General features: G+C 73.6%; 16 protein-coding genes and 1 pseudogene. 11 read left to right on the top strand and 6 right to left on the bottom strand.

Annotated elements, in window-relative coordinates; all coding sequences use genetic code 11:
* Positions 1 to 115 precede the first annotated feature (115 nt).
* The 3 genes and pseudogenes from HUT18_RS18855 to HUT18_RS34205 all read right to left on the bottom strand — a co-directional run.
* Positions 116 to 1,744: pseudogene (locus HUT18_RS18855) on the bottom strand (SpoIIE family protein phosphatase); the annotation flags it as partial.
* Positions 1,745 to 2,311: 567 nt separating this feature from the next.
* Positions 2,312 to 3,784, bottom strand: a complete 1,473-nt coding sequence (locus HUT18_RS18850) for an NAD(P)/FAD-dependent oxidoreductase (protein WP_254878691.1) — start codon at positions 3,782 to 3,784, stop codon at positions 2,312 to 2,314.
* Positions 3,785 to 4,282: 498 nt separating this feature from the next.
* Positions 4,283 to 4,411, bottom strand: coding sequence for a hypothetical protein (locus HUT18_RS34205; protein WP_303246589.1), 129 nt, complete (start codon positions 4,409 to 4,411; stop codon positions 4,283 to 4,285).
* On the opposite strand from HUT18_RS34205, the gene HUT18_RS18845 reads away from it, so the two are divergent.
* The 3 genes from HUT18_RS18845 (at position 4,374) to HUT18_RS18835 (ending at position 9,037) form a co-directional block, all read left to right on the top strand.
* The gene (locus HUT18_RS18845; RefSeq protein ID WP_254879049.1) at positions 4,374 to 5,192 is read left to right on the top strand and encodes a TetR/AcrR family transcriptional regulator; all 819 of its coding nucleotides are present in this window, start codon (positions 4,374 to 4,376) and stop codon (positions 5,190 to 5,192) included. The two genes, HUT18_RS34205 and HUT18_RS18845, sit on opposite strands and share 38 nt — an antisense overlap.
* Positions 5,193 to 5,770: 578 nt before the next feature.
* A complete protein-coding gene (locus HUT18_RS18840) occupies positions 5,771 to 7,732 on the top strand; it encodes a sigma-70 family RNA polymerase sigma factor (protein WP_176101792.1) in 1,962 nt (653 codons plus the stop codon).
* A gap of 264 nt (positions 7,733 to 7,996) precedes the next feature.
* Positions 7,997 to 9,037, top strand: a complete 1,041-nt coding sequence (locus HUT18_RS18835; protein ID WP_176101791.1) for an alpha/beta fold hydrolase — start codon at positions 7,997 to 7,999, stop codon at positions 9,035 to 9,037.
* Positions 9,038 to 9,267: 230 nt separating this feature from the next.
* Here the strand turns inward: HUT18_RS18835 and HUT18_RS33870 are convergent, their stop codons facing one another.
* Complete coding sequence (locus tag HUT18_RS33870) at positions 9,268 to 13,029, bottom strand: BTAD domain-containing putative transcriptional regulator (RefSeq protein ID WP_254878690.1); 3,762 nt, start codon at positions 13,027 to 13,029, stop codon at positions 9,268 to 9,270.
* 251 nt (positions 13,030 to 13,280) lie between these two features.
* On the opposite strand from HUT18_RS33870, the gene HUT18_RS18825 reads away from it, so the two are divergent.
* Positions 13,281 to 13,886: a TetR/AcrR family transcriptional regulator gene (locus HUT18_RS18825; RefSeq protein ID WP_176101790.1), complete on the top strand. Its 606-nt coding sequence runs from the start codon at positions 13,281 to 13,283 to the stop codon at positions 13,884 to 13,886.
* On the top strand, positions 13,883 to 14,248 hold the full coding sequence (locus HUT18_RS18820; protein ID WP_176101789.1) for a DoxX family protein: 366 nt from the start codon (positions 13,883 to 13,885) through the stop codon (positions 14,246 to 14,248). The genes HUT18_RS18825 and HUT18_RS18820 overlap by 4 nt, the downstream gene beginning before the upstream one ends.
* A 323-nt stretch (positions 14,249 to 14,571) precedes the next feature.
* Here the strand turns inward: HUT18_RS18820 and HUT18_RS18815 are convergent, their stop codons facing one another.
* Positions 14,572 to 15,885, bottom strand: coding sequence for a S8 family serine peptidase (locus HUT18_RS18815; protein WP_176101788.1), 1,314 nt, complete (start codon positions 15,883 to 15,885; stop codon positions 14,572 to 14,574).
* Positions 15,886 to 16,011: 126 nt separating this feature from the next.
* Between HUT18_RS18815 and HUT18_RS18810 the strand changes: the two genes are divergently transcribed.
* Positions 16,012 to 16,983, top strand: a complete 972-nt coding sequence (locus tag HUT18_RS18810) for a helix-turn-helix transcriptional regulator (RefSeq protein ID WP_176101787.1) — start codon at positions 16,012 to 16,014, stop codon at positions 16,981 to 16,983.
* A 32-nt stretch (positions 16,984 to 17,015) separates the two neighbouring features.
* Here the strand turns inward: HUT18_RS18810 and HUT18_RS18805 are convergent, their stop codons facing one another.
* A complete protein-coding gene (locus tag HUT18_RS18805) occupies positions 17,016 to 19,127 on the bottom strand; it encodes an asparagine synthase-related protein (RefSeq protein WP_176101786.1) in 2,112 nt (703 codons plus the stop codon).
* Between the two features lie 1,485 nt (positions 19,128 to 20,612).
* On the opposite strand from HUT18_RS18805, the gene HUT18_RS18800 reads away from it, so the two are divergent.
* The 5 genes from HUT18_RS18800 to HUT18_RS18780 all read left to right on the top strand — a co-directional run bounded on the left by HUT18_RS18800 (position 20,613) and on the right by HUT18_RS18780 (position 26,132).
* On the top strand, positions 20,613 to 22,031 hold the full coding sequence (locus tag HUT18_RS18800) for an MFS transporter (RefSeq protein WP_176101785.1): 1,419 nt from the start codon (positions 20,613 to 20,615) through the stop codon (positions 22,029 to 22,031).
* A 172-nt stretch (positions 22,032 to 22,203) separates the two neighbouring features.
* Positions 22,204 to 23,445: an L-2-hydroxyglutarate oxidase gene (gene lhgO, locus HUT18_RS18795; RefSeq protein ID WP_303246546.1), complete on the top strand. Its 1,242-nt coding sequence runs from the start codon at positions 22,204 to 22,206 to the stop codon at positions 23,443 to 23,445.
* A 118-nt stretch (positions 23,446 to 23,563) separates the two neighbouring features.
* Complete coding sequence (gene trmB / locus HUT18_RS18790; RefSeq protein WP_368661538.1) at positions 23,564 to 24,655, top strand: tRNA (guanosine(46)-N7)-methyltransferase TrmB; 1,092 nt, start codon at positions 23,564 to 23,566, stop codon at positions 24,653 to 24,655.
* A gap of 116 nt (positions 24,656 to 24,771) precedes the next feature.
* On the top strand, positions 24,772 to 25,326 hold the full coding sequence (locus tag HUT18_RS18785) for an RNA polymerase sigma factor (RefSeq protein ID WP_176101784.1): 555 nt from the start codon (positions 24,772 to 24,774) through the stop codon (positions 25,324 to 25,326).
* Entirely contained in the window at positions 25,323 to 26,132 is an 810-nt protein-coding gene (locus HUT18_RS18780) for a hypothetical protein (protein ID WP_176101783.1), read from the top strand. Before HUT18_RS18785 ends, HUT18_RS18780 begins: the two co-directional genes overlap by 4 nt.
* Positions 26,133 to 26,198 lie beyond the last annotated feature (66 nt).

Here is a 26,198-nt window from a genome sequence, read left to right as displayed (position 1 = left end):
CGGAATCCGCCCAGTCCTCCTGATCCGCCGTCAGGCTCTCCTGGCTCTCCTGGCTCTCCGGCCTCTCCGGCTCCTGCGGATCCCACGCCCCGCCCGCCACCGCCCCCCGCTCCTCGGTACGCGGCAGCGCGAACTCGCACCAGACCGACTTGCCGCCGCCGGGTGTGCGGCGGGAGCCCCAGTTGGAGGCGATGGTGGCGATGATCGAGATGCCGCGGCCGGTCTCGTCGCCGGGTTCGGCGCGGCGGCGGCGCGGGAGGTGTTCGTCGCTGTCGGTGACCTCGACGATGAGCCGTCGGTCGGTGCGGCGCAGCCGCAGGCGCATCGGCGGGGTGCCGTGCTGGAGCGAGTTGGCGACGAGTTCGCTGACCGCGAGGACGCCGAGGTCGCGCAGTTCGGTCGGGAAGCGCCAGCTGGCCAGGACGCCGGAGGCGAAGGCGCGGGCGCGCGGCGTGGCCTCGACCCCGCCGAGCAGGTCGAGCGCCGCGTTGCGGAACAGCTCGCCGCGGGCGCCCGCGCGCGAGGGGTGCTGGAGGACGAGGACCGCGACATCGTCGTCGTGGTCCGCGGTGACGCCCGCCGTGCGCAGCAGCCGGTCGCAGACGACCTTGGGGCTGCCCTGGGCTCCGGCGAGGGCCTGTTCGAGGGCGGAGACCCCGACGTCGATGTCCTCGCCGCGGCGTTCCACGAGCCCGTCGGTGTACAGCACGGCGGTCGAGCCGGGCGTGAGCGGTACCGAGCCGGAGGTGTGCAGCCAGCCGCCGGTGCCCAGCGGTGGCCCGGTGATCTCGTCGGCGCGGTGGACGGTGCCCTTCTCGTCGCGTACGAGGATCGGCAGGTGACCGGCCGAGCTGTAGACCAGGCGGCCCTCGTTGGGGTCGTGCACGGCGTAGACGCAGGTGGCGATCTGGTTGGCGTCGATCTCGGTGGCGAGGCCGTCCAGGAGCTGGATCACCTCGTGCGGGGGCAGGTCCAGGCGGGCGTACGCGCGTACCGCCGTGCGCAGTTGGCCCATCACCGCGGCGGCCCGCACCCCGCGGCCCATCACGTCGCCGATGACGAGCGCGGTGCGGCCGCCGCCGAGGGTGATGACGTCGTACCAGTCGCCGCCGACCGCCGCGTCCGTACCGCCGGGCTGGTAGGTGACCGCGATCCGCAGGTCGTCGGGCTCCTCCAACTCCTGGGGCAGCAGCGAGCGCTGGAGGGTCACCGCGGTCTCGCGGTGGCGGCGCTCGCTGGCGCGCAGCCGCTCGGCGGCCTCGGCGTGGTCGGTGACGTCGGCGGCGAAGATCAGGACGCCGGTCTCCGTCGAGCCGGGCACCGCCTCGACGGGTGTGCAGGTCAGGGTGTACGAGCGACCGCCGGGCGCCTTACGGGACTTGACGGTGCGCGGGGTGCCGCTGCGCGTCACCTGGTCGAGGAGTTCGGGCAGCCCGAAGGCTTCGAGTTCGGTGAGCGCCTCGCGGGCGGGCGTACCGAGGACGCGGGGGCCGAAGGCGCTGACGTAGGCGTCGTTGAGGTAGCTGAGGCGGTGGTCAGGGCCGTGGACGAGGGCGACCAGGGCGGGGATGCGGTCGAGCACCTCGCGGGCGGGGAGGTCGCCCATCGGTGCCGTACCGGCGCCCTGTTCGCCGCGGGCGGCGGGCACGGGCGTCTCGGGGCGCGGCCCCGGGGAGGCGGCGGCCCGCGTCGCGGTGCGGCGCTGCGCTCCGGGGAGCCGGGCGCTCCAGCGCGTGAAGTTCACCGATGCAGCCCTCGTGTTGTGGTGGTGGGCCTGGCCGTGCACCCGGTCGGAATTCCGCAGGCCGGGGCCGTGGGGAGCCAAGTGCGGGGATCGTGTCCGGGTGGGATGTGCACGGATCTGGGCCTTTGTCGGGTGTGGAAGGCGGACGTGCCGCCATGGTCAGCGGGAACAGTGTGGCGGACCGGACCGACATCCGTCAGACGCCCGAAGAGCTGGTCAAGTTCCCGTACCGGAGGATTCGTGACGGATTCCGGCCGGGCCGGGCATGGATCCCGGGCGGAGCGCCGGTGGACGGGACGCGGGTCGTCTCGCCGTCCCGGCCCGAACGGCGGGTGCCGCTCCAGTGAATCTACGGTGAACTCCGGCCGTACGACTGCTCGTTCGCGAGCGGACGGTGTTCCGTGCGTCGGCTCGACGGGGGACGGACCGCGGGGCGTTGCCGTCGGTTCGCCCGCGATTGGCTCGGGTGGCTCGGGCTCGGTGTCCGGTGCGCGGCCGGATCGGGGATGCATCCCGGGCCGCCGTCACGCGTGCGCCGACGCCGAGGGCCGCTCGCTCCACGGTGGTTCAGGGCGAGTTGCCGACCCCGTCGTCCGTACCGTCGCCGCGCTTTCGGCCCTCGTCGCCGCCACCGCCACCGCTCCCGCCACCACTGTTGTCCGTATCGCCGCGCCCGCCCGCGCCGGGCCGGCCGTTCTTCCCGCCCGCGCCGGGCCGGCCGTTCTTCCCGTCGGTGCCGCCGCTCCTGTGGTGCTCGCCGCCCGCGGCCATCGCGAACTCGGCCCGCGGATGTTCCAGGGAGCCGAGCGAGACGATCTCGCGTTTGAACAGGCCGGACAGGGTCCACTCGGCCAGTACGCGCGCCTTGCGGTTGAACGTCGGCACCCGGCTGAGGTGGTACGCGCGGTGCATGAACCAGGCGGGGTAGCCCTTGAGTTTGCGGCCGTAGACGTGGGCGACGCCCTTGTGCAGGCCGAGCGAGGCGACGGACCCCGCGTACTTGTGGGCGTAGCCGGTCAGGGGTTCGCCGCGGAGCGAGGCGGCGAGGTTGTCGCCGAGCAACTTGGCCTGGCGGACGGCGTGCTGGGCGTTGGGCGCGCACACGGCGCCCTCCTCGGCGGCCGTGACGTCGGGGACGGAGGCGGCGTCGCCCGCGCCCCAGGCGTGCCGGGCCCCGTCGACGCTCAGGTGGGTGGTGCACTTCAGCCGTCCGCGGTCGGTGAGCGGCAGGTCGCTGGCGGCGAGCACGGGGTGCGGTTTGACGCCCGCCGTCCACACCAGGGTGCGGGTCGGGAAGTGCGCACCGTCGCTGAGCCTGGCGACGCGGTCGGCGCAGGAGTCGAGGCGGGTTTCCAGGCGTACGTCGATGTTGCGGCGGCGCAGCTCGCTGACCGTGTAGCGGCCGAGGTCCTCGCCGACCTCGGGCAGGATCCGGCCGGTCGCCTCGACGAGCAGCCATTTCATGTCCGCCGGGGCGAGGTTGTGGTAGTAGCGCGTGGCGTAGTGGGCCATGTCCTGGAGTTCGGCCAGGGCCTCGACGCCCGCGTAGCCGCCACCGACGAAGACGAAGGTGAGGGCGGCGTCGCGGACCGCGGGGTCGCGGGTGGAGGAGGCGATGTCCATCTGCTCGATGACGTGGTTGCGCAGTCCGATGGCCTCCTCGACGGTCTTGAAGCCGATGCCGTGCTCGGCGAGGCCGGGCACCGGGAGGGTGCGGGAGACCGAACCGGGGGCCATGACCAGTTCGTCGTAGGGGAGTTCGAGGCTGCCGGTGCCCTCCTCCTCGGTGGCGAGGGTGGTCAGGACGGCGGTCCGCTTGGCGTGGTCGATCGATTCCGCCTCGCCGATCAGCACCCGGCACTTGTCGAGGACCCGGCGCAGCGGCACCACGACGTGCCGCGGCGAGATGGACCCGGCGGCGGCCTCCGGCAGGAAGGGCTGGTACGTCATGTACGGGTCGGGCGTCACGACCACGATCTCGGCCGCCCCGCGGGCCAGCTCGCCCTTGAGATTCCGCTGGAGTCTCAAGGCCGTGTACATCCCGACGTATCCACCGCCCACCACGAGAATGCGCGCGCCCGGCGCCGGGCCCGGGGCCGTTCCCCGGGAGAATGCAGCCTTCACCCGTCCATGAGGCATCGGCGCGGGCCGTTTGTCCACACGCCTGTCAGGAACCGTCGATTTGGGTGTGCGGAGGCGGCTCGGCGTGTCCGCTCGCGCCGGAGGGGGTGACGCAGGGTGAGTGCCCAGGTCTACCGCCGGTAAGGGGGCGCACTGGAGGGGCCTGGGTGGTGCACCGGAGTGACGTACTCCGATCGGGGTGAACACCTTGGTGAACGATTCCTCTTCTGAATTGACAGCACCTCAACTATCTTCAGAAGTCGTCGGGGTGTCGGGGGATGCGCTCGGCGGGCTACACGTCCTGTGGGCGTGCCCGCGTTCGACGCAGTTCCTCGTTCTCCGGCTGCCGATTGGCAGGGAGCGTCTCCGGGGGGAGACGTCACAAAAACCGGGGGAAACGGTCATGCACATGGATTCTCATTGGTCTTCCGCAGCTGCGGTCGCCACCGATTCTTCGCTCGGCTCGATGTCCGCGATGTCCGCGGGCTCGTCCGTCGCCTCGGCCTCGATGGCCTCGGCGGCGACATCGGCGGGCTCGGTCGCCACGCGCGGACGCAGGGCGGGCGAGAGCGGGCGGACGACTCCGCTTCGCGTGGACGCACAGCGCAACCTCGAGCACGTACTGCGTGCGGCTCGGGAAGTCTTCGGTGAACTGGGCTACGGCGCACCGATGGAGGACGTGGCCCGCAGGGCGCGCGTCGGCGTCGGCACGGTGTACCGCAGGTTCCCGAGCAAGGACGTTCTGGTGCGGCGGATCGCCGCCGAGGAGACCTCGCGACTGACCGAGCAGGCCCGTGCGGCCCTCGGTCAGGAGGACGACGCGTGGTCGGCGCTCTCGCGCTTCCTGCGCACCTCGGTCGCCTCCGGCGCGGGACGGCTGCTGCCGCCCCAGGTGCTCCAGGTCAGCGTGGAGGAGGCGCCCGAGGCGGCTGCCGAGGGCACCCTGGTGCCGCAGCAGCGCCAGGGTGACGCGCGGTATCCGGCCGGGCCCGGGCTGCGGCTCGTCGGCCGGACCCCGTCGCCCGACCGGGCGGCCGGTCTCGGCTTCGGCCGTCCGGCCCAGGTCGGCGCGCCCGACACCGGTGCGATCGACGAGGCGGACGACGCGGGTGCCGCCGAACTCCTCGACGTCGTCGGCCAGTTGGTGCAGCGCGCGCACGAGGCGGGCGAGCTGCGGGAGGACGTGGCCGTGGCCGACGTCCTCCTGGTCATCGCCACCTCGGCCCCCGCGCTGCCGGACCCCGCCCAGCAGGCGGCGTCCTCGGCCCGGGTCCTGGAGATCCTCCTGGAGGGCCTGCGCGCACGAGGTGTGCGCGAGACCGTCTGAGGCAAGCGGTGCGGCCGTCCGTCCGCTCCTGAGGCGCGCCGCGGTGTCCGGTAGGGGACTGCCCGTACCGGACGCCGCGGGGCGCTCGCCGCACAATCCGTACAACTGCACAGACGTACAACCGCACAGCCACACAGACCCGTTGGGCTCCCCGGACCCGTACACACCGGACCCGTACACAAGCGCGGGCACCCGCGCGCCCGCGCTTCGCACGGCGAACAAAGGCGCGAACCCGGGACGCGGGGCGGGACGCTCAACCGGACATACGGCCCGGTCCCGGGCAGCATGGAACGGGGGATGCCCCCGACCGGGACGATGTCGCCACGGTTCGGATCGTTCGGACAGTTACGGCGAGTCCGGACAGGTTGAGAGCCGCAACCAGCCACGTACGGCACCTCGACGGATGGCGAGAAAGCGCAGGACGGGTACCGCTCGGCTGCGGAGGGAGCAGTTCCGCGACGGCCGGATCCGGTGGGTGGGTTGGCTCACTTGCGCCGTTCGGGTGCCGCTTTCCGTGTGACACTCTTGCCCGGTAATGCCGAGTAGCACGTACCGAGGGGCAGCGGAGGCGGTCCGCGATGAGCATGGACGGGCGGGACGAGCCGCTGCACGAGAGCGGCAGCGGCGGCGGTACCGACGAGCTGTCCGGACACAAGGTGCCCGGGCAGGGCGGCCGTTCGGGCAGGCCCGCGAACCCGGCGCCCGAGGCTGCGGAGCTTTCCGGCCACGGCGGCACGGACCCCGGTGTCCCCGCACAGCGTGACGCGGCCGACGGCGAGGCCGCGGCGCTCGCGGCCGGTGCCGGTGAAGCCCCCACCTCCGACGGCGGGTTGCTGCTGCGGATGCGCGAGGGCGACGACACCGCCTACGAGGAGCTGTACCGCAGGCACGCCGACGGCGTCCGGCGCTACGCGCGTACATGCTGCCGCGACGCCGACACCGCGGACGACCTGACCGCCGAGGTCTTCGCCCGGATGCTCCAGGCGGTACGCGGCGGCGCGGGCCCCGAGTACGCCGTACGCGCCTATCTCCTGACCACCGTCCGCCGGGTCGCCGCGGGCTGGACGAAGTCCGCCCGGCGCGAGCAACTCGTGGACGACTTCGCGGTGTTCGCCGCCCAGGCCCACCGCAGCGCCGAGGCGCCCGACGACGACACCGTGGAGCAGGGCGCCGACGTACGCGCCATGCACGAGGCCGAACAGTCCCTCGCCATGCAGGCGTTCCGCAGCCTGCCCGAGCGCTGGCAGGCCGTGCTCTGGCACACCGAGGTCGAGGACGAGGCGCCCAGCAAGGTGGCGAGCATCTTCGGCCTGGACGCCAACGGCACCCGGGTCCTCGCCAGCCGCGCCCGCGAAGGCCTCAAGCAGGCGTATCTCCAGGCGCATGTCAGCGCCACGCTGACCTCGGACGACGCCTGCGCGCGCTACGCCGACCGGCTCGGCGCCTACGCGCGCGGCGGACTGCGCAGCCGGGCCGAACGCGGCCTGCGCAAACACCTGGAGGAGTGCGCCAAGTGCCGCCTGGCGGCAGGCCAGATCCAGGAAGTCGCGGGCGGTATCCCCGCCGTCGTACCGGTCGCGGTCATCGGCTGGTTCGGCGCCGCCGGGTACGCGAAGGTCGCGGCGCTGTTCGCGGGCGGAGCCGGGGCGGCGGGTGCCGCGGGTGCGGCCGGTGCCGCCACGGGCGGTGGCTCGGGCGGTGCCGGTGCGGGCGGCGGTGCGGCCTCCGAGGGGCTCGGCGCCCCCGCGAAGGCGGGTGCCGCCGCGGGTCTGGTCGCGGTGGCGGTCGCCGTGGTCGCCCTGGCGCTGGCCGGTGGCGAAGGAGACGCGCCGGACAAGAAGCCGGTCGCCAAGCCGCCCGCCTCGCAGCCCGCGCCGCCCGAGAATCCGCCCCCGGCCGCGGAGGAGAAGCCCGCCCCGCCTCCACCGCCGCCCGCGCCGCCGAAGGCCGAGCCCGCCGAGAAGCCCAAGCCGGACCCGAAGCCGCAGGCCGAGAAGCCGACCCCGAAGCCGACGCCGCCGAAGCCGACGCCCACACCCACCCCGACGCCTACCCCGACCCCGACTCCGACTCCGACGCCCACACCGACTCCGACCCCGACGCCTCCGGCGCCCGAGGTCTACCAGTGGAGCGAGCTCGGCTACGGCCTGTTCGGCGACGGCACCGAGCCCGCGATGCGCCTCGGCAGCACTCCGGTCTGGCAGCGCAACAGCGTCTCCATCGCCGGGACCCGCTACGACAACGGCGTGACGGTCCCCGGCGCTTCCTCGGTGACGATCGACCTCAACCGCAGCTGCTCCGCGTACGACGCACTGATCGGCATCGACGACCTCACCCTGGGCTTCGGCAAGGTCCGCTTCTCCGTCTACGGGGACGGCGCCCAGCTCTACCGCTCCCCCCTGGTCAACGCCGACGACCCGGCCCGCCCGATCCACGTGAACCTCACCGGGGTGGAGACGATCCGCCTGGTGGTCGAGCCCAACGCCCCGGTGGACGGCCTGGTTTCGGCGGACTGGGCCAAGTCGCGGCTCAGTTGCTGAGCGGGCGGCTGCCGAGTCGCTGAGCGGGTGCCGAGGAGCCGAGCGTCTGCTGAGTTGCGGAGCAACTGCCGAATTTCGGAGCAACTGCTGAGCGGCTGAGGAACACCGGGCCGCGGAGGCGCTCCCGCACCCGGGGGAGGCCAGGCGGACAGCCCGCGACACGGCTTTGCCGGACCGGCAACAGGGCTCGTCCCGCTCGCGCCGTTGCCCGCATGATCGGGGGACCAGCCCGGAGCACGGCGGCGCGAGAATCCTGGAGGAGCCATGTCCACAGAGACGTCGGGAGCCACGTCGGAGGCCGCGTCGGAAGCCACGTCGGGAGCCGCGTCGGCGCGGGCCGCGGAAGCCCGGCACCGGCTGGTTCCCTCCCCCGCGGGCCGGATCCATCTGGTGGAGCAGGGCACCGGGCCGCTGGTGCTGCTCGTGCACGGCTTCCCCGAGTCCTGGTACTCCTGGCGCCATCAGCTCCCGGCCCTGGCCGCGGCCGGGTACCGCGCCGTCGCCCTCGATGTTCGCGGCTACGGCCGCTCGTCCAGGCCCGGCGACGTCGCGGCGTACCGGATGCGGGAGTTGGTGGCGGACAACGTCGCCGTGGTGGACGCCCTGGGCGAACGGTCCGCCGTGATCGTGGGCCACGACTGGGGTGCGGCCATCGCGGCCAACTCCGGTCTGCTGAGGCCCGACGTGTTCCGCGCGGTGGGCATGTTCGGCGTTCCCTACACCCCGCGCGGCGGGCCGCGGCCCGCCGAGATCTTCGCGCGCATGGGCGGCGAGGAGGAGTTCTACGTCTCCTACTTCCAGGAGCCCGGCAGGGCCGAGGCCGAGATCGAACCCGACGTACGCGGCTGGCTCGCGGGCTTCTACGCCGCCCTGTCCGCCGACACCATGCCCGCGCCCGACGCCCCCGGCCCCTACCTCGTCCCCCGGGGCGGAAAACTGCGTGACCGCTTCCCCACCGGACCGCTGCCCGGCTGGCTCGACGCACACGAACTCGACGTCTACGCCGGGGAGTTCGAGCGCACCGGCATGACCGGAGCACTCAACCGCTACCGGAACATGGACCGGGACTGGGAGGACCTCGCCGACCTCGACGGCGCCCCGCTCACCCAGCCCTCCCTGTTCGCGGGCGGCGCGCTGGACGCCTCCCTCACCTGGCTGTCCGAGTCGATCGAGGCCTTCCCGGTCACCCTTCCCGGCCTGGTCACCTCACAGATCCTGGACGGCTGCGGCCACTGGATCCAGCAGGAACGCCCCGAGGAGGTCAACCGAATGCTGACCGAGTGGCTGGCGGGGCTGCCGGGCTGAGGGTTCGCCGGGTGCGGGGCGCCGGGCGCCGGACGCCGGACGTACGGGCGCCGGACGTACGGGCGCCGGACGTACGGGCGGCCGGGCCGTACGCGCAGTTGGGCCGTACGGACAGCCGGGCGGGCCGTGCACACGGCGGGGCCGTACGGATGCGCGCGCCCGTGCACCCGGTCGGGCCGTACGAATGCGCGCGCCCGTACAACCGACGCGACCGCCGGACTCCGCCCGCCCTACCGCAAGGCCGGTGGCCACGCCCGGTCGGTTTCGCCCACCGGGGGCAGTGGCTCGATGCCGGACGCGGCGCACAGCTCGGCGACGAGTTCGTCGGGGTCGAGGGCGGCTCCGGCGGCGACTTCGCGCGCGCAGGCGTCGGCGCCCAGGGCCTCCTCCGCGTGGGCGTGCACCCGGCGGGCGTCGCCGAGTTCGGGCTCGGCGCGGGGGCCGCCGCGGCGTTCGGCGCCCGCGCCGAGGAGCCGGGCGGCGCGGACCGGGTCGCCGACGTCGTCGAGCAGTCCGGCCGCGCAGTCCATCAGGCTCGCGACGACGTTGTCCGCGCAGCGTGCGACCAGGGCCCGGTGCAGGGCCTCCGTGAGGGCGGGCAGTCCGGCGGCCGGGCCGGATTCGGCGGCCAGGAGCCTGGCGTTCAGGCTGTCGACCGCCGCGACGAACTGCGGCGGCGGGGTGCCGCCCGCGGCCGCGCGGTGGGCCTTCGCCAACTCCTCGCGGGCCAGGGGCAGTTCGCCGTCGGTCAGGGCGATGTAGGAACGCAGCAGGCAGAGGAAGGCCCGGGCGTCGGCCACGCCGTGCCGGTCGGCCTCCTCGGTCGCCTCGTCGAGCAGAGCGAGCGCCGCCTCCCGCTCTCCGTCACGGAACGCGGTCTCGGCCAGCCGACCGCGCAGGAACGGCATCTCGGCGTACGCACCCACCTCGTAGGCGTGTTGCAGTGCCTCGGTGTACCAGTCGCGCGCCTCGTCGAACCGCCCTCGCGCGGTCGCCGCCTCACCGGCGGCACTGCACACCTGCGCACGCATCCAGCGGTCCCCGACCTGCCTGCTCAGGAGCCGCAGTTCCGCCAGGTCCGCGTCCACGCCGCGCATGCCGCCGGGCAGGTCGACCACCATGTGGGTGCGGAACATCAGGGTCACGCCGATGTCCCAACCGTCCCCGTAGCGACGGCAGTTGGCCAGCGCGCGGTCCATCGCCTCGACCATCCGGTCCGGCCCCTCCATCAGGAAGACGGCGAACGGCCAGACGGCGCCGGGGAACCGTACGGCCTCCGGTACCGGCCGGTCGAAGATCTCCCGGATACGCCGCAGATGGCCGCGGATCCGCGGATCCCCGAACGCCTGGGTGGGACCGGCCTCCGCGAGCAGGACGAGCTGGAGCAGACACAGCCGGGCCCGGGGCCAGAAGCGGGGATCGTCCTCGTCCTCCAGCAGCCGCGGGCCGGGGGCCGTTGCGGCAGTGAGTCCCAGGGTGTCGCGCTCACTCTCGTCGAGTTCAAGGACGTTCGGGGCAGAAGTTGTTGCGGCCGGGAGCCCAAGGGGCCGACCGAGCTCGCCCTCAAGTACGGGTGAGTCAGCGGCAGTTGTGGACGCAGACCGGGTGGACTCGGTCGCGCCGTCCGCCGCCTGCCAGAACTCGGTGAGCACAGCGGCGAGTACGTCACCCTGCTCGGGCCGCATGCCCGCTTCCTCGGCACCCAGGCGCAGGATCGTGGAGACCCATTCCACGCACTCCTGGCGGTAGTTGCGCAGCCACCAGAACCAGCCCGTGTGGACGGCGATCGCGAGTGCCAGGGTCTCGTCGCGCCGCTCGACGGCGCGGTGCAGGGCGGCCCGGATGTTGTCGAGCTCGGTCTCCAGTCGCTCGATCCAGACGAGTTGGTCGGCGGTGCGCAGCAACGGGTCGGCGGTCGCGGCCAGTTGACGGAAGTACGTGGCATGCCGAATCTCCGCTTCCCGGAGCAAGTCCGGTGCGGCGGTGGCCCGTTCGCGCGCGTACTCGTGGATCGTCTCAAGGAGCCGGTAGCGCATGCCGCCGCCCTCGGGGCCGGTCGGGGCCGCGACCACCAGGGACTTGTCGACCAGCGCGCCGAGCAGATCGGCCGCCGGACCGGTGCACACGGCCTCGGCCGCCGCGAGGTCCCAGCCGCCCGCGAACACGGTCACCTCGCAGAGCACCCGGCGTTCCCGCTCGTCGAGCAGTTCCCAGGACCAGTCGACCACGGCGCGCAGGGTCTGCTGGCGCGGCAGCACGGTACGGCTGCCGCTGGTGAGCAGCCGGAAGCGGTCGTCCAGCCGGTCGGCGATCTGGCGGGGCGTGAGCAACCGCAGCCGGGCGGCGGCCAGTTCGATGGCCAGTGGCAGTCCGTCGAGCCGACGGCAGATCTCCGCGACCGCTCCGGCCTCGCGGTCCGCGTCGAAGTCGGGGCGTACGGCCCGCGCGCGCTCCGTGAACAGGCGTACCGCCGGATCCGGCGGCAGCGGCTCCACCGGCCGTACGGACTCCCCCGGCACCCCGAGCGGTTCCCGGCTCGTCGCCAGTACGGTCAGCCCCGGGCAGCGGGTGAGCAGCGTCTCGGCCAGAGCGGCGGCGGCGTCGATCACGTGCTCGCAGTTGTCCAGGATCAGCAGCAGCTCGCGGCCCGCGCAGTGCTCGACCAGGATGCCGACCGGGTCCTCCTGCGCCGCGCCCAGCTCACCGCTGCTCCGCAGCATGGTCTCGCGCAGCCCGAGCGCGGTGACCACGGCGCCGGGTACCGCCTCGGCGGAGTCCAGGGGCGCCAGCTCGGCGATCCACGCGTACGGAATCCGCCCCGCCGACTCCTCCGCGAGCCGGGTCTTGCCCGAACCTCCGGGCCCGGTCAGCGTCACCAGCCGCGACCGGCTCAAGTCCGCCCAGATCGCCGCGAGTTCGGGCTCGCGCCCGACGAAGGAGGTGAGGCGGGGGCGGAGGTTGCCCTGGCGGGGGGCCAGCCGGTGGGGGTGGGGGTGCGAGTCGGGGGGTGGGGGGCTTGGCGTGGGGGGCTGCTGGTCTTGGGGGCGGCTGTCCTGGGACCAGCCATCCTGGGACCGGCCGTCCGGGGACCAGGCATCCTTGGACCGGCCATCCTTGGACCGGCCGTCCTGGGACCAGCCGGACTGGGACCAGCCGGACTGGGACCGCCCATCCGCGCTCCCAAGATCCATGCTCCCGGAAACCCCGGACCAGGAATCCCCGGTTCGCGAATCCCCGCCCCCGGCATCCCCGGCAGCCCCCGCATCCCCGGCACCCCCGCCCTCCAACAACTCCCCGTACAACTCCCGCAGTTCCGGCCCCGGATCCGTGCCGAGGCCCTCGCCGAGGGTGCGACGGGCGAAGTCGTAGGCGGTGAGGGCGTCGGCGCGGCGGCCCGCGTCGCGCAGGGCGCGGATGAGCAGGGCGTGCAGGGTCTCGTCGTAGGGGTGGGCCGCGGTCAGTTCCCGCAGGTCGGGCACGAGGGCCGTGGCGCGGCCGAGCCGCAGTTCCGCCTCGGCGCGGGCGCGGGTGGCCTCCAGGCGCTGTGCCTCGGGGCGGGTGCCCGCACCGGCGTCGGGCAGATCGGCAAGCGCGGGTCCGCGCCACAGGGCCAGGGCCTCGTCCAACAGCCGTGCCGCGGGCTCGGGTTCACCGGCCGCGAGGGCCTGCGTACCGTCACGTACCAGCCGCTCGAACGCGAAGAGGTCGACCTCGGCGGGTGCCGCCATGAGCCGGTAGCCACCCGCGTCCAGGGCGACGCTCTCCCGGCCGATCACCCGGCGCAGCCGTCCGACCAGGGCCTGGAGCGCGGCGGGGGCGTCGCCGGGCGGCTCGTCGGCCCAGACCTCGTCGATCAGTACCTCGGCGCCGACGGTGCGCCCGGCCCGCAGGGCGAGCGCGGCGAGCAGTGCCCGCAGCCGGGCACCGCCCAGTGGCAGGAGCTCGCCGTTCTCGCCGCGCACCTCGGTGACGCCCAGGATTCCGTACCGCACCCGACCATTCTCGCTGCCGGGCGGCGTCACGTCGCTGTGCTTTTCCCGGGCGCGCCCCGCCGCTTTCCTCAACCCCTTTTCCCCGGACGGCCATTGGCGCCGAGCGGGCGCTCGGCTCCCCCACGATCGGGCTGGTCAGCCGCCGTACCGGAGGTATCCCCTCCGTTTGACGCCCGACAATTCGGGAAACATCCTGAACATGTTCACTGAACGCGTTCAGGACGCGGGTCGGAGTCGGAGCCGGAGTCGGTATGAGCACGCGCAAGGCGCAGCGGGAAGCCACCCGCGAGCGGGTTCTGAGTGCCGCGGAGCGGCTCTTCACAGCGCGAGGCTTCGGGTCGACCACCGTCCGGGAGATCGCCGCCGACGCCTCGGTGAGCGTGGGAACCGTGATGGCGGTCGGCGACAAGGCCGCCATCCTGGTCGAACTGTTCGACCGGCGCGTGGCCGCCCTCCACGCGGCCCGGGCACCGATGGACGAACCGGGCCGGGCGGCCACGCCACCCGGCCCACTGACCGACGAGCTGCTCGCCGTCTTCGAGCCGTTCCTCGCGCTCTTCTACAGCGACGTCGATCTGGCCCGGCAGTACGCGGCGACGCTCGTCACCGGCAAGTACCGGGCAGCCGTGTTCACCGAGCTGGCGGCGGTGCTGCGGCGGGAGATCGGCGAGGTCCTGATGCGCGCCGGTTTCCCGCCCGAGGCCGCCGCCCGCGGCGCGACCACGCTCCATCTCGCGCACCTCGGCAGCCTCTTCATCAGTGCCGGTACCGGCGCGAGGGATCCGAGCAAACCCGTCGAAGACCTCATCTCCGTAGTGGAGTTCCTCACCGAGAATCAAGGACGTGACCAGCTATGACCGTGAATCCGGACCCCTGGTGGCCGCAGGCTCTGCTCGCCGCCGTCATCCTCGGCGACGCCGCGCTCTCGCTCCGGCCGCCGGGCTTCATCCGCGGCTGCCTGAACGGCGTCGGCTTCCCCGACGACTGGTGGTGGACGCTCGTCGTGATCAAGGTGCTCGCCGGTGCGGGCCTGATCCTCGGCATCTCCTCGGCCGGTCTGGGCCTGGCCGCGAACGCGGGCGTCGTCGTCTACTTCGTGGTCGCGGCCTACGCACACATCCGGGCGCGCTACATGACGTCCGAGTTCTGGATCAACTGTCTGGGCATGCTGGGACTCTCGGCGGGCGCGCTCGTCGTGTCCTACGCGCACACCCTCTGAGCTCGTTCCCTGTGGTCCTGCCTCGCACGACGCCGCGGACGTGACCGCCCGTACGAGGATTCCGGGACGTGAACACGGCCTCCGTCTGATCCTGCGCCTCCGACCGAAGTGGCACTGACCAGTACGAAGGCCGTGCGGGACAGGCCGTGCGGGACAGGCCGTGCGGAACTCGACTCGGCCCGAGACCGCCGACGGGCGCCCGGTCCTGACCGTGGACGCCCGCCCACTGGCTGCGGCCTCACACACCGACCAGCGCGGACCGCTCGTTCCGTCACCTCTACGGCCGCAGCGGACGCTCGCCGTACCGGTTCGTGCCGGGCCGCCTACTCCTTCGTCGCCTCGCCGGAGTCCGGCCGGACCTCGTGCTGCCGGATCCCGCCCGTATCACCGGCGGGGAAGACCGCTGCGTCGTGCAGGTCGAGCAGAGGCTCCTTGGCACCGTCGCCGGAGGTGTCCCTCCAGTTCGAGTTGCCGGAGCGGACGAGCTTGTCGCGTACGGCGATGACTCCGGCGCGGTCGTGGGGCTTGGCGGAACCCCGGGTGAGCCAGGCCGCGGCTCCCGCGGCGTGCGGGGCGGCCTGTGAGGTGCCGCTGTAGTTGGAGTAGCCGCCGTTGTTGAAGGCGGATTTGATGCAGTCGCCCGGCGCGGTGAGGTCCACTCCCCTGCCGAAGTTGGAGAAATCGGCCAGTGAGTCGTCCCGGTTGGTGTTGTTCGCGTTGCACCAGGCGAAGTTCCCGCGGCCGCCCGGCTTGCCGTCCGCGTCGCTGAGGGCGGAGACCGTGAGGGCGTCGGCGACGTTGGCGGGGGTCTGCAGCTTGACGTCACGGTGGTCGTTCCCGGCCGAGACCACCACGACGACGCCCTTGGCGATGGCACGGTTGACGGCGTCCCTGACGGCGGGCTCGTCGCCGTCGAAGCCGAGGCTGAGGTTGGCGACCTCGATCTCGTCGGCGTGGGCGGTGACGTAGTCGATACCGGCGACGATCTCGGCCGTGCTGCCCGAGCCCTCGCTGTTGAGGACCTTCACCGACCACAGCCGGGCGCCGGGGGCGATCCCGGTGTAGCCGATGGTGTTGTCGAGTCCGCCGACGATGCCGCCGACGTTGCTCCCGTGTCCGTTGTCGTCCACCCCGGCGTTCTCGGTACAGCCCCGGTCACCGAGGCAGTTGACGCGACGGCTCACGTTCAGGTCGGGGTGGTTGTGGTCGATGCCCGTGTCGAGTACGGCGACGTCGGCGTCCACCCGCTCGTCGACGCCGTCGCCCACACCCAGCCCCCTGTTGTCGGTGGTGAACGTGCGGCGCACACCGTTGGGTACTTCCTGGCCGTCGAAGTGCGCACGGTGCTGCGGCTGCACGTAGGCCACGTCCGGGTGGGAGCGGATCCGCTCCAGGGCGTCGGGGGTGAGTTCGGCGGCGAAGCCGCGCAGCGCGTCGCGGAAGACGGTGCCGACCTCGGCCCCGGCGATGCCGCGTGCCGTGGCGGCCGGGTCGCCGCTGCCGCTCTTCAGGACGACGACGTAGTCACCGGGCCGGTCGCCCGGTGCCTCGGGCGGTGCCTGTCGCGCGGTTGCGGGAGCCGCGCCCAGGCCCGCGATCGCCAGCGCCAGGCCGGCGAATATGGCAGCTCGTCTCATCTCTCCTCCTGGAGAAAGGGGTTGGGGTGGACGCCGAGCAATGTAGGGGCGCCTGGCGGAAGGTGAGCCACCGGAATACCGTCCCTGCCGGAAAACCGACAGCGCCTGACGAGGAGGGAACCCGACGTGCTGGAAGCACTGGGCATCGGCGAGGACGAAGAGCTGCTCTACCGACGGCTGCTGTCCCGCCCCGCCCGCACCCTCGCGGAACTCTCGGACGAACTCGGCGCTCCGCGCGCCGTGCTGCGCCGACGACTGAGGGTCCTTCAGGACGCGGGGCTCGTCACGAAGACCCCCACCCGCCCCCTGCGCTACCTCCCCGCTCCACCCGGTCCGGCCGTTGAGGTTCTGGTCGCTCGGCGGCAGGAGCAGCTGGAGCGCGCCCGTACGGACGCCCGGGAGCTGACCCTGCTCTGGGAGGCGAGCGCCGAGCCGTCCGTCGAAGTGGTGCAGGGGGCCGAGGCCAACATCCGGCGCTTTCTGCAGACCCAGCACACGGCCCGGCAGGAGATCCTCACTCTGGACAAGCCCCCGTACGTCACCGAGGGCGTGCGGCGCCAGGCCGACGTCCAGAAGGAACGCATGGCGCAAGGGGTGTGCTACCGCACCCTGTACGACCGCCAGTCGCTCCTGGAGCCGGAGCAGCAGCACCTCGCCCGGGAACTCGCCGCCCACGGCGAAGTGGCCCGGGTCCTCGACGGTGTTCCGCTCAAGGCCCTCATCGCCGACGGCGCCGTCGCACTGGTTCCCGTCGTCCTCCACGAGGACCGGCACACCGTCGTCCTGCACTCCTCGCCACTACTGGACGGGATGAAGACACTGTTCGAGCTGTTGTGGCAGCGAGCCACACCGCTCTGGCCCACGGGCGGCGCCCGGGACGGTCACGGGGACCTCAGCGACTTCGACCGACTCCTCCTCGGGTACGCGGCCATCGGCTGCACCGACCAGGCCACGGCCCGCAAGACCGGCCTCAACCAGCGCACCATCGAACGCCATATGCGCCGCATCATGGACACGCTCGGCGCACGCACCCGCTTCCAGGCCGGTCTTCAGGCCGGTCTCCAGGGCTATCTCGGTGACGGGCGCCCGGTGGAATGAGGCCGAGCCCCGCTTCCGCCTGAGCCCGCCCCCTACCCCTGCGCCGCCCCCAAAGCCCCCCGCTCCGGCACCACGCTCCCCGAAGGAACCGCGCGCTGGCGGCCCGGAGTGCCGGTCCAGCAGGTTCCGCGACGGGCGAGGAGGCGGCCGAGCCACAGTTCCAGGGAGACCAGGTCGGCCAGGCCGTCCAGCGGCAGCGGTTCGCCGTCGGCCGCCGCGCGCAGGGCCTTGCGTACGACGCGGGCCTCCACGAGTCCCGCCTGGGCAAGCAGCGGTGCGTCGAACAGGTCCACCACCTCGTGCATCGCGACCCGCAGTCCGGTGCGCGCCGCGGTGCCCGCGCCGACGGGGCTCGGCGCGCCCCAGCCCGGCGGGAGTTCGGGCACTCCGGCGCCCGCCAGCACGGCGCGCAGTACGGCGGCGCGCGCCCCGGGCTGGACGCGCAACGACTCGGGCAGGGCGCGGCAGGCGCGTACGACCTGGTTGTCGAGGAAGGGGGCGTGCAGGCGCTGGAAGCGGATCTCGGCGGCCTGTTCGAGCACCCGCAGGTCGGCGGCGTGCCGGGCCAGGGCGGCGCGGGCGCGGAACTCGCCGGGGCGCTGGCCGGGGCCGGGTCCGCCGCGGGCCGCCGCGCCCTGAAGGCGAACCGATACTTCAGCGAGTGCCTCTCCGGTCAGCCACCGGGCGGCCGGACCGGGCCGGGCCCAGCACAGCGCGGCCAGCGAGGCGGACAGCGGCGCCGTCGGATCGGCCCACTCCTCGAACTCGCGGCGCAGCAGCCGGTCCGCGAGTCCCTCGATCCCGGCACGGTAGGGGGTACGGGCGAGCCGCCGGGCCGCCGCGTACACCCGGGCGGGCACCATGACCGAACCGTCGGCCCTGGTGAGCGCGGCGACCGGCCGCAGCAGATGGCGCCGTTTGCGGTCCAGCAACAGGTCGGCCAGGCGGGCCGGATGGGCGTCCATCACCTGCCGGGCGCCGTACCCGGTGAAGTGGTCGGCGCTGCCCGCGGCGAGCCGGGTGCGGTGCCGGGCGGCGGTGACGAGGGAGGGCCCCGGCTCGTCGGTGAGCGGGCCGTACGGGTCGCCGAGCCCGGCGAACGGCAGCGACTCCTCGCCGCCCGCCACGATCACATGGTGCAGCCGCGGGTTGCCCGCGAGCACCGCGGCCCGCTCGACCTCGGCCTCCCGGCCGCGTACCGCGAGGTCGTTGAAGGTGACCGCGAGCAGCCGCTCGCCCGCTCCGGTGCCGTGTCCGAGGACGGTGCCCGGCATGCCGGGCAGGCCCGCGGCGAGCAGCGCGAGGGTGGCCGAGGCGGGCCCGCCGGAGAGGTCGGCGCCGATTCCGGGCACCGGCAGCCGGCGCGGGCCGTGGCGTTCGTCGGGGCCCATCCCGGGTACCGGGCCCGCGTCGATGCCCTCGCCGGGGACGTGCCGTGGCGCGGCGAGCCGGGTGCGTACCGCGTCCACCAGCGCGTCCCTGACCTGGTGCACCGCGCTCTCCGCGTCCAGCGCGGGGGCGGCTCCCACGGCCAGCGAGGCCACCGGCTCGTATCCGACGATCTCGCGCGCGCCCGCGCGCAGCACCAGCGCGTGGCCGGGCGGCACCCGCCGGACGCCGAGGTAGGGGGTCGAGTCGTGCAGCGCCTCGGGGACGTCCGGGGCGGCGAGCAGCGCGGCCAGGTGCCCGATGTCGAGATTGGCCTCGACGAGGTCGGCCAGCGGGAGCGCGGCGGTGGCATAGGCCGTGCCGCCGTCCCACGGGGTGTGGAAAACCGGGCGGGCTCCGGCCAGGTCGCCGCAGACGGTGAGGCGGCGGCCCACCTGGACCACGGCCGTGTAGCTGCCCGGCCAGTTGGTCAGATGCCGCAGCGCCCCGCCGCGCGCCGCGAACAGGCCGAGCCTGAGCTGCTCGTCGCCCGCGCCGCAGACGCCGAGGACGGCGATCCGGGTGCGTTCGTCGGCCTGGACGACGCGGACCTCGTCGGGCCGCCAGTCGCCGACCGCCCACAGCGGATCCGGGTCGCCCCACAACAGATGGGCCCCGACCGGGAGTACGGCCTCGCCGTTGCTGCCGGTCACCCCGGCGGCACCGATGTCACGCGGCCCGGCGGCGGTACTGCTCCACCCCACCAACCACCGCATCGCACGCCTCCACAGCCTGTGGACAACAAGAGCACCGGGCCGCACCTCGCAGCGCGGCGGCAGTGCGCGGGAGTACCTCGCCCCCGGCGTACGGCAGTTCACCGCACCGGCCGCGGGCCCGGCCACCGAAGAACACCGACCAGCACCGCGGAACGCCGACGAACACAGCACCGCGGCCCCGAAAACCGGAGTACGCCGTTCGCGGAGCACCACGACGGACGGCCGCCGGACATCGAGGCACTGCTCGACCGGGACCATGCTGCCACGAAGCAGGCGCACAGGTGGGGCCCCGGTACGGCTTTGTGCTCCCTGGACGCTCCCCCGGACGCCCCCCGTATGCGCCCCCGGGACGCCACCGCGCACACCCGACGTCCGCGGCTCAACGGTTTCAACGGCTTCAACGGCGTTGTGCCGTACGGGGGTTCCCCAGCGTGACCGCGGGGCGCGGTACGCAGCCGCCTCCGCCTCGCCACCAATACGCCGACTCCCGCCCCTACGGGAAGCCTCTGACCAGCCTGGATTCCTCAACCGTTGGCCGGTCCAACTCACCTTTGCGCAAAGGAAGTCCGGGGCGACCCACGGCGACAACCGGAATCCGGCACCTGCGACGGGTTCCGGAAACCCGCGACCGGACGGGCGGCCTCCCGCACTCGTCACCGTCCACGGCCACCGCACCGGGCACGAACGACGTCCGCGCAGCCCACCGTCGCCCCCGGAAACCCTCGGCCCCGCGCGGCTCCTGACCCGCAACTCCCCCAACTCGCCCCGTACACACGGCATTTACCAGGTCACCCAGGGTCAGCCGGTCGACCCGGCGGCCACCCCGGCCCCACCCGCACCCCACCCCGGATCACCGCGCGTCACGGCTCCCCCGCCGACACCCGAACCCGTCACGGAACCCGAAGGGGCACCCCGCACGCCGCGTACACCGCGACCGAACCCGCACCCCCGAAGCACCACCGGCCCCACAAGCGGAATATCTCCCACCGCTCCCCGCCACCCCATGCGCCCTCATTCGAGGCTCCGACGGAGCGCTCAACCCCCGTACACGTAGACGAGAATCGGCCAACCTTGAAACGGTTGGCCGAGGATGGGCACAACTCGGCCGGGCCATATGGGCGGATTTTCGACGCACGGAGTCCGGGAGGCGTCGCGGCGCCTCCCGGACCGTTCCACCGCCCGCGGGGATGGGGGCGGCGGGGTGTTCCCCCAGCCCGCTGGACCCAGTACAGCGGGCCGACCCACGCCCCTCCAGATAATCCGGGCCGCCCCGGAGGGTGAAGAGCGCACGGCCGGGCGCACAGCCACACACGCGGGGCTCGCACAAGGGGGCGCATGGACGACCGGCGGCGCAGGTGTCGAATCCCGCCATCCGGAAGGGACCCCCTTAACGCTTGGGAGGCGTCGAACTACGCTGTGTTTACGAATGCCGCGCGAGTATGCCAGTCGGGCGGCAGCCGTCTGTTCTGTGTCGAGGGGTGGCGCATGTCCAGGGAGCAACGCGAACCGAACGACAAGCTCGGCGCAGTTCTCGCCCTCGCGGGAATCAGCAACGCGGGACTGGCGCGCAGGGTCAACGACCTCGGCGCGCAACGCGGTCTGACGCTGCGTTACGACAAGACATCGGTGGCCCGCTGGGTCTCCAAGGGCATGGTGCCGCAGGGCGCCGCACCCCATCTGATCGCCGCGGCCATCGGCCACAAACTGGGCCGGCCGGTCCCGCTGCACGAGATCGGTCTGGCCGACGCGGACCCGGCACCGGAGGTCGGGCTCGCCTTCCCGCGCGATGTCGGGGCGGCCGTGAAGTCGGCCACCGAGCTCTACCGGCTCGATCTGGTCGGTCGACGAGGCGGTGGCGGGATCTGGCAGTCGCTGGCGGGCTCGTTCGCGGTGAGCGCGTACGCCACCCCCGCCTCGCGCTGGCTGATAACTCCGGCGGACAGCTCGGTGGCCCGTGAAGCCGGTCCCGCCGAGGGCAGTTCGGCCGGACGGGTCGGCCACAGCGACGTACGGAAACTGCGCGAGGCCGCCGAGGACGCGCGCCGCTGGGACTCCAAGTACGGCGGCGGGGACTGGCGTTCGTCGATGGTGCCCGAGTGCCTGCGGGTGGAGGCGGCACCGCTGCTGCTCGGCTCGTACTCGGACGAGGTCGGCCGCGCCCTGTTCGGCGCGAGCGCCGAACTCACCCGGCTCGCGGGCTGGATGGCCTTCGACACCGGCCAGCAGGAGGCCGCGCAGCGCTACTACATCCAGGCCCTGCGCCTGGCCAGGGCCGCCGCCGACGTCCCGCTCGGCGGCTACGTCCTCGCCACCATGTCGCTCCAGGCGACCTACCGCGGCTTCGGCGACGAGGGCGTCGACCTCGCGCAGGCGGCCCTGGAACGCAACCGCGGCCTGGCCACCGCCCGCACCATGAGCTTCTTCCACCTGGTGGAGGCCCGCGCGCACGCCCGCGCGGCCGACGCGCACGCCGCGGGCGGCGCCCTGCGCGCCGCCGAGAGCTGGCTGGAGCGGGCCCGCGACGGCGACAACGACCCGACCTGGCTCGGCTTCTACTCCTACGACCGCTTCGCCGCGGACGCCGCCGAGTGCTACCGCGACCTCAAGGCACCGCGCGAGGTCCGCCGTTTCACCGAACAGGCGCTCTCCCGGCCCACCGAGGAGTACGTCCGCTCGCACGGCCTGCGCCTGGTCGTCTCGGCCGTCGCCGAGCTGGAGTCCGGCAACCTGGACGCGGCCTGCGCCCAGGGCGCCCGCGCCGTCGAGGTGGCGGGCCGGATCTCCTCGGCACGCACCACCGAGTACGTGAAGGACCTCCTGCACCGCCTGGAGGCCTACGGCGACGAGCCCCGGGTCGTCGAACTCCGGGAGCAGGCAAGGCCGTTGCTCATGGCTCCGGCGTAGGCCGCCCTGTCGTCACCTGCCCGCAACCCGCACGACGCGCGTCATCCGGAGAAAAGTCGGGCACTTACCCGGCCTCGCCTCCTTCGACACACATCCGGCCGCACTGGCGGGTTTGAGGGCGTGCGGGCCTGTGCAGTGCACTATCGACGGCAGAGGCTGGAGGTGGCGCGGGGTGCGCACGGCTGGGTCGGCGGGTGGGTCCACGGCGGGGACGCACGGCTACGACTGCGACGTACTGGTGATCGGCGGCGGCATCGTCGGCATGGCGACGGCGTACGCCCTGAGCAGATCCGCGCCCGGCGTGCGGATCACCGTCCTGGAGAAGGAGAGCGGCCCGGCCCGGCACCAGACGGGCCACAACTCCGGGGTGATCCACAGCGGGATCTACTACCGGCCGGGTTCGCTCAAGGCGCGCTTCGCGGTACGCGGCGCCGCCGAGATGACCGGGTTCTGCGCCGAGCACGGCATCGCGCACGAGGTGACCGGCAAACTCATCGTCGCGACCGACCGCGAGGAGCTGCCCCGGCTGCACGGCCTCGTCCAGCGCGGCCGCGAAAACGGCATCCCGGTACGGGAGTTGGGCCCGGCCCAGATCACCGAGTACGAGCCCCAGGTGGCCGGGGTGGCCGCGATCCATGTCGGCACCACCGGCATCTGCGACTACACGGCCGTCACCCGCCGCCTCGCCGAGTCCTCCGGCGCCGAGATCCGCTACGGCGCCCGGGTCACCCGTATCGACCGGCGGCCCTCGCGCGGGGTCGCGGTCCTGACGGAGGCCGGGGACGTGGTGCGCGGCCGGGTCCTGGTCAACTGCGCCGGGCTGCACTGCGACCGGGTGGCACGGCTCGCGGGCGACGACCCGGGCGTACGGATCGTGCCGTTCCGCGGCGAGTACTACGAACTGGCCCGGCCGGACCTGGTCAAGGGCCTGGTCTATCCGGTGCCCGACCCCGCGTTCCCCTTCCTCGGCGTCCACCTCACCCGGGGCACCGACGGCGGCGTACACGTCGGCCCCAACGCGGTGCCCGCCCTCGCCCTGGAGGGCTACGACTGGCGCACCCTCGCGCCCCGCGAGCTCGCCGCGACCCTCGCCTGGCCGGGCTCCTGGCACATCGCCCGCCGCCACTGGCGCTACGGCGTGGGCGAACTCCACCGCTCCGCCTCGAAGGCCGCCTTCACCCGCGCCGTCGCCCGCCTGCTCCCCGCCGTCACGGAAGCCGACCTGGTCCCCGCCCCCGCCGGCGTACGCGCCCAGGCGGTACTGCGCGACGGCACCCTGGCCGACGACTTCCTCCTCGCCGAGGGCCCCCGCACCGTCCACGTACTCAACGCTCCCTCCCCCGCCGCGACCGCCTGCCTGCCCATCGGACGGGAGATCGCGGGACGGGTGGTACGGGCGCTCGGCAGGAGCTGAGGACCACCACCGCAGCGGGCGCGCTCGGCGGGAGCTGAGGCCACTGCCGCGGCGGGCGACGGTGCGCCCCCTCGCCCCCGCGGGCCCCGTCCACGTGCCTCCGTAGAATCGGAGCACTGTGTCTGAGCACCCCAAAACCACCGCACATACCGAACCGGCCGCGCACGCCGAGTCCGGCCGTGAGCCCGTACGCGACCCCGCCCGTGAGCCCGGGCGCGAGTCCGTACGCGAACCCGGCCTTGACGTCCGAGAGCCCGAGCACGAGCCCGTACGCGAACCCGCCCACGACCGTGCCGCCGCGCAGGCGCTGGACGCCGCCCGGACCCGCGAGGCCCGGGAGAGCCTGGGCCGGGCCACCGAGACCCTCGGCCGCGCGGCCGAGGAGGCGGACGCCGCCGACGCCCGCCGCCGTCCGCCGCGCAGCCGCCGGTTCGCCGAGGGGCAGGGCCCCGCGCCCGATCCGGCCGGTTCGCACTACGAGCGCCGGATCCGCAGCTTCCAGCCGCGCCGGAGCCGGGTGACGCAGGGGCAGGAGGACGCGCTGCGGCGGCTGTGGCCGGTGTGGGGCTTCGACATCGACGGCAGCCGTGAGCTGGACCTGGCGGCGATGTTCGAGGGGCGCCCGGTGGTCCTGGAGATCGGGTTCGGGATGGGCGAGGCCACCGCGCAGATGGCCGCCGCGGACCCGGACACCGGCATCCTCGCGGTCGACGTGCACACCCCCGGCCAGGGCAATCTGCTCGCGCTCGCCGAACGGGACGCGCTCACCAACGTCCGCGTCGCCAACGGCGACGCCATCATCCTGCTGCGCGAAATGCTGCCCGCGGCCTGCCTCGACGGACTGCGCGTCTACTTCCCCGACCCCTGGCCGAAGAAGCGCCACCACAAACGGCGCCTGATCCAGCCCGAGTTCCTCGACCTGGTCGCGACCTCGCTCAAGCCCGGCGCCCTGGTCCACTGCGCGACCGACTGGGAACCGTACGCCCACCAGATGCTCGAAGTCCTGACCGCCCACCCCGCCTACGCCAACACCCAGCCCTCAGGCGGCTTCGCCCCCCGCCCCGGCTTCCGCCCCCGCACCCGCTTCGAGGGCCAAGGCCTGACCAAGGGCCACAAGGTGCACGACCTGCTGTTCCGCCGGGTGCGGGAGCCGGAGGAGGCGCGGGCGCGCGAAGGGTCGGCGGTGGGGGAGGGCGACGGGGAGCGGTAGGGGCCGCAGGAGCGCGCAGGCTCTTTTCGCGACCGGCGGTCGTGCCGTCCGTCGTGCCTGTTGCAGGTGTCCGGGTGCCGGACATGTAGGGGCAGAGGCTGAACCGGAAGGAAGTCATGCCCATCGCAACAGAGGACCAGTTCACCGACGTGTACCGGGCCCATTACGAGGACGTGTTGCGCTTCGTGCGTCGTCGCGCCCACCCGACGAACGTCGACGACATCGTGGGCGAGACCTTTCTCGCCGCCTGGCGCCGTCGGCACGACATCCCCGACAACCCCCGCCCCTGGCTGTTCGGGACCGCGCGCAGAGTCATGCTGAACGCCGATCGCGGCATGCGGCGGCAGTCCGCGCTGAAGGTCCACATCCAGCAGTCCGCCGTCTCCGCCGACGGCCGGGGCACGGCCACGGACCCCGCGGCGGAAGTGGAGTGCCGGCTCGACCTCGCCGCCGCCTGGCGCTCACTGGCACCCGCGGACCAGGAAGTCCTGGCCCTGCATGTGTGGGAGCAGTTGGAGGCCCGCGAGGCGGCAACCGTCCTCGGCTGCACCCGCGCCGCCTACACCATGCGCCTGGCCCGCGCGCGAAGACGCCTCGGCAAACGTCTCGAAGCCCCCGCCGCCGAGCTCACCGCGCTGTCCCTGACGCCCCGACAGGAGCCCTCGACATGAGCAACGACGTCTTCGTCCGTCTCGCCGAGCTCGACCCGGCCCCGCGCACTCCGCTGACCACGGCCGAGGCCGACCGCCGGGAACGCCTGCTGCACAGCGTGCTCGACGAGACCACCGCCGCCCAGCGGCCCGCCCGTCCGGCCCCCGCATGGGTACGCCGGCCCCTCGTCCGCCGTACGTCGTTCGCCCTGGCCGGTGTGCTCGCCGCCGCGGCCCTTGTGCTGACCACCACCTCCACCCCGTCCGACGAAGGCGGTTCGGGCCCTCTCTCCCCGGCGGAAGTCGGCGCCTGGACCGAGACGGCCACCGCTGTCACCAGCGCCGACAGCGGCAGCTCCGTCTACCTGGAGTACAAGTGCCTCCAGGACACCAAGAAGGTCACCGGGGACTACGGCCCGGGCCACTACAGCAACGCGGACCTCCGCGGCAGCACCGTCTCGGTGATCATCACCAGGCGTGGCCAGTCCGCCTACTGCCTGGCGGGCCGGGACGGCACCGGCACCGTCGTCCCCGTCGATCCGCCCACCCCCGTACGCGACACGGGCGTCACCCTGGACACCTTCGACTCCAGCGGCGACGGTTCCGCACGCTTCGCCTACGCCATCGGGTCCGTGGGTGCGGAGGTGAAGAGCGTGACCCTCCATGCCGACGGACGCACCGTCAAGGCGACAGTGGGGCAGATCCCCTCCCTGCCGTACGGCCGCTGGAGCGCCTGGTGGCCCAGCACGGGCGAGGACGGCCCGGTGACCCTCACCCTCACCCTCGCCGACGGCACCACTCGCACCCTCGGCGCGGACCGGCTGTGACCCGGCCCCGGGGCACGGCCGCCCCCACATAGGCCCGCCCCCAACAGCCCCACCACCCCACGCCCC

It is taken from the genome of Streptomyces sp. NA04227, from assembly GCF_013364195.1.
In the GTDB taxonomy this organism is placed as follows: domain Bacteria; phylum Actinomycetota; class Actinomycetes; order Streptomycetales; family Streptomycetaceae; genus Streptomyces.
Note: the sequence above shows the minus strand (reverse complement) of the source record. Positions and strands in the feature narration are given on the sequence as shown.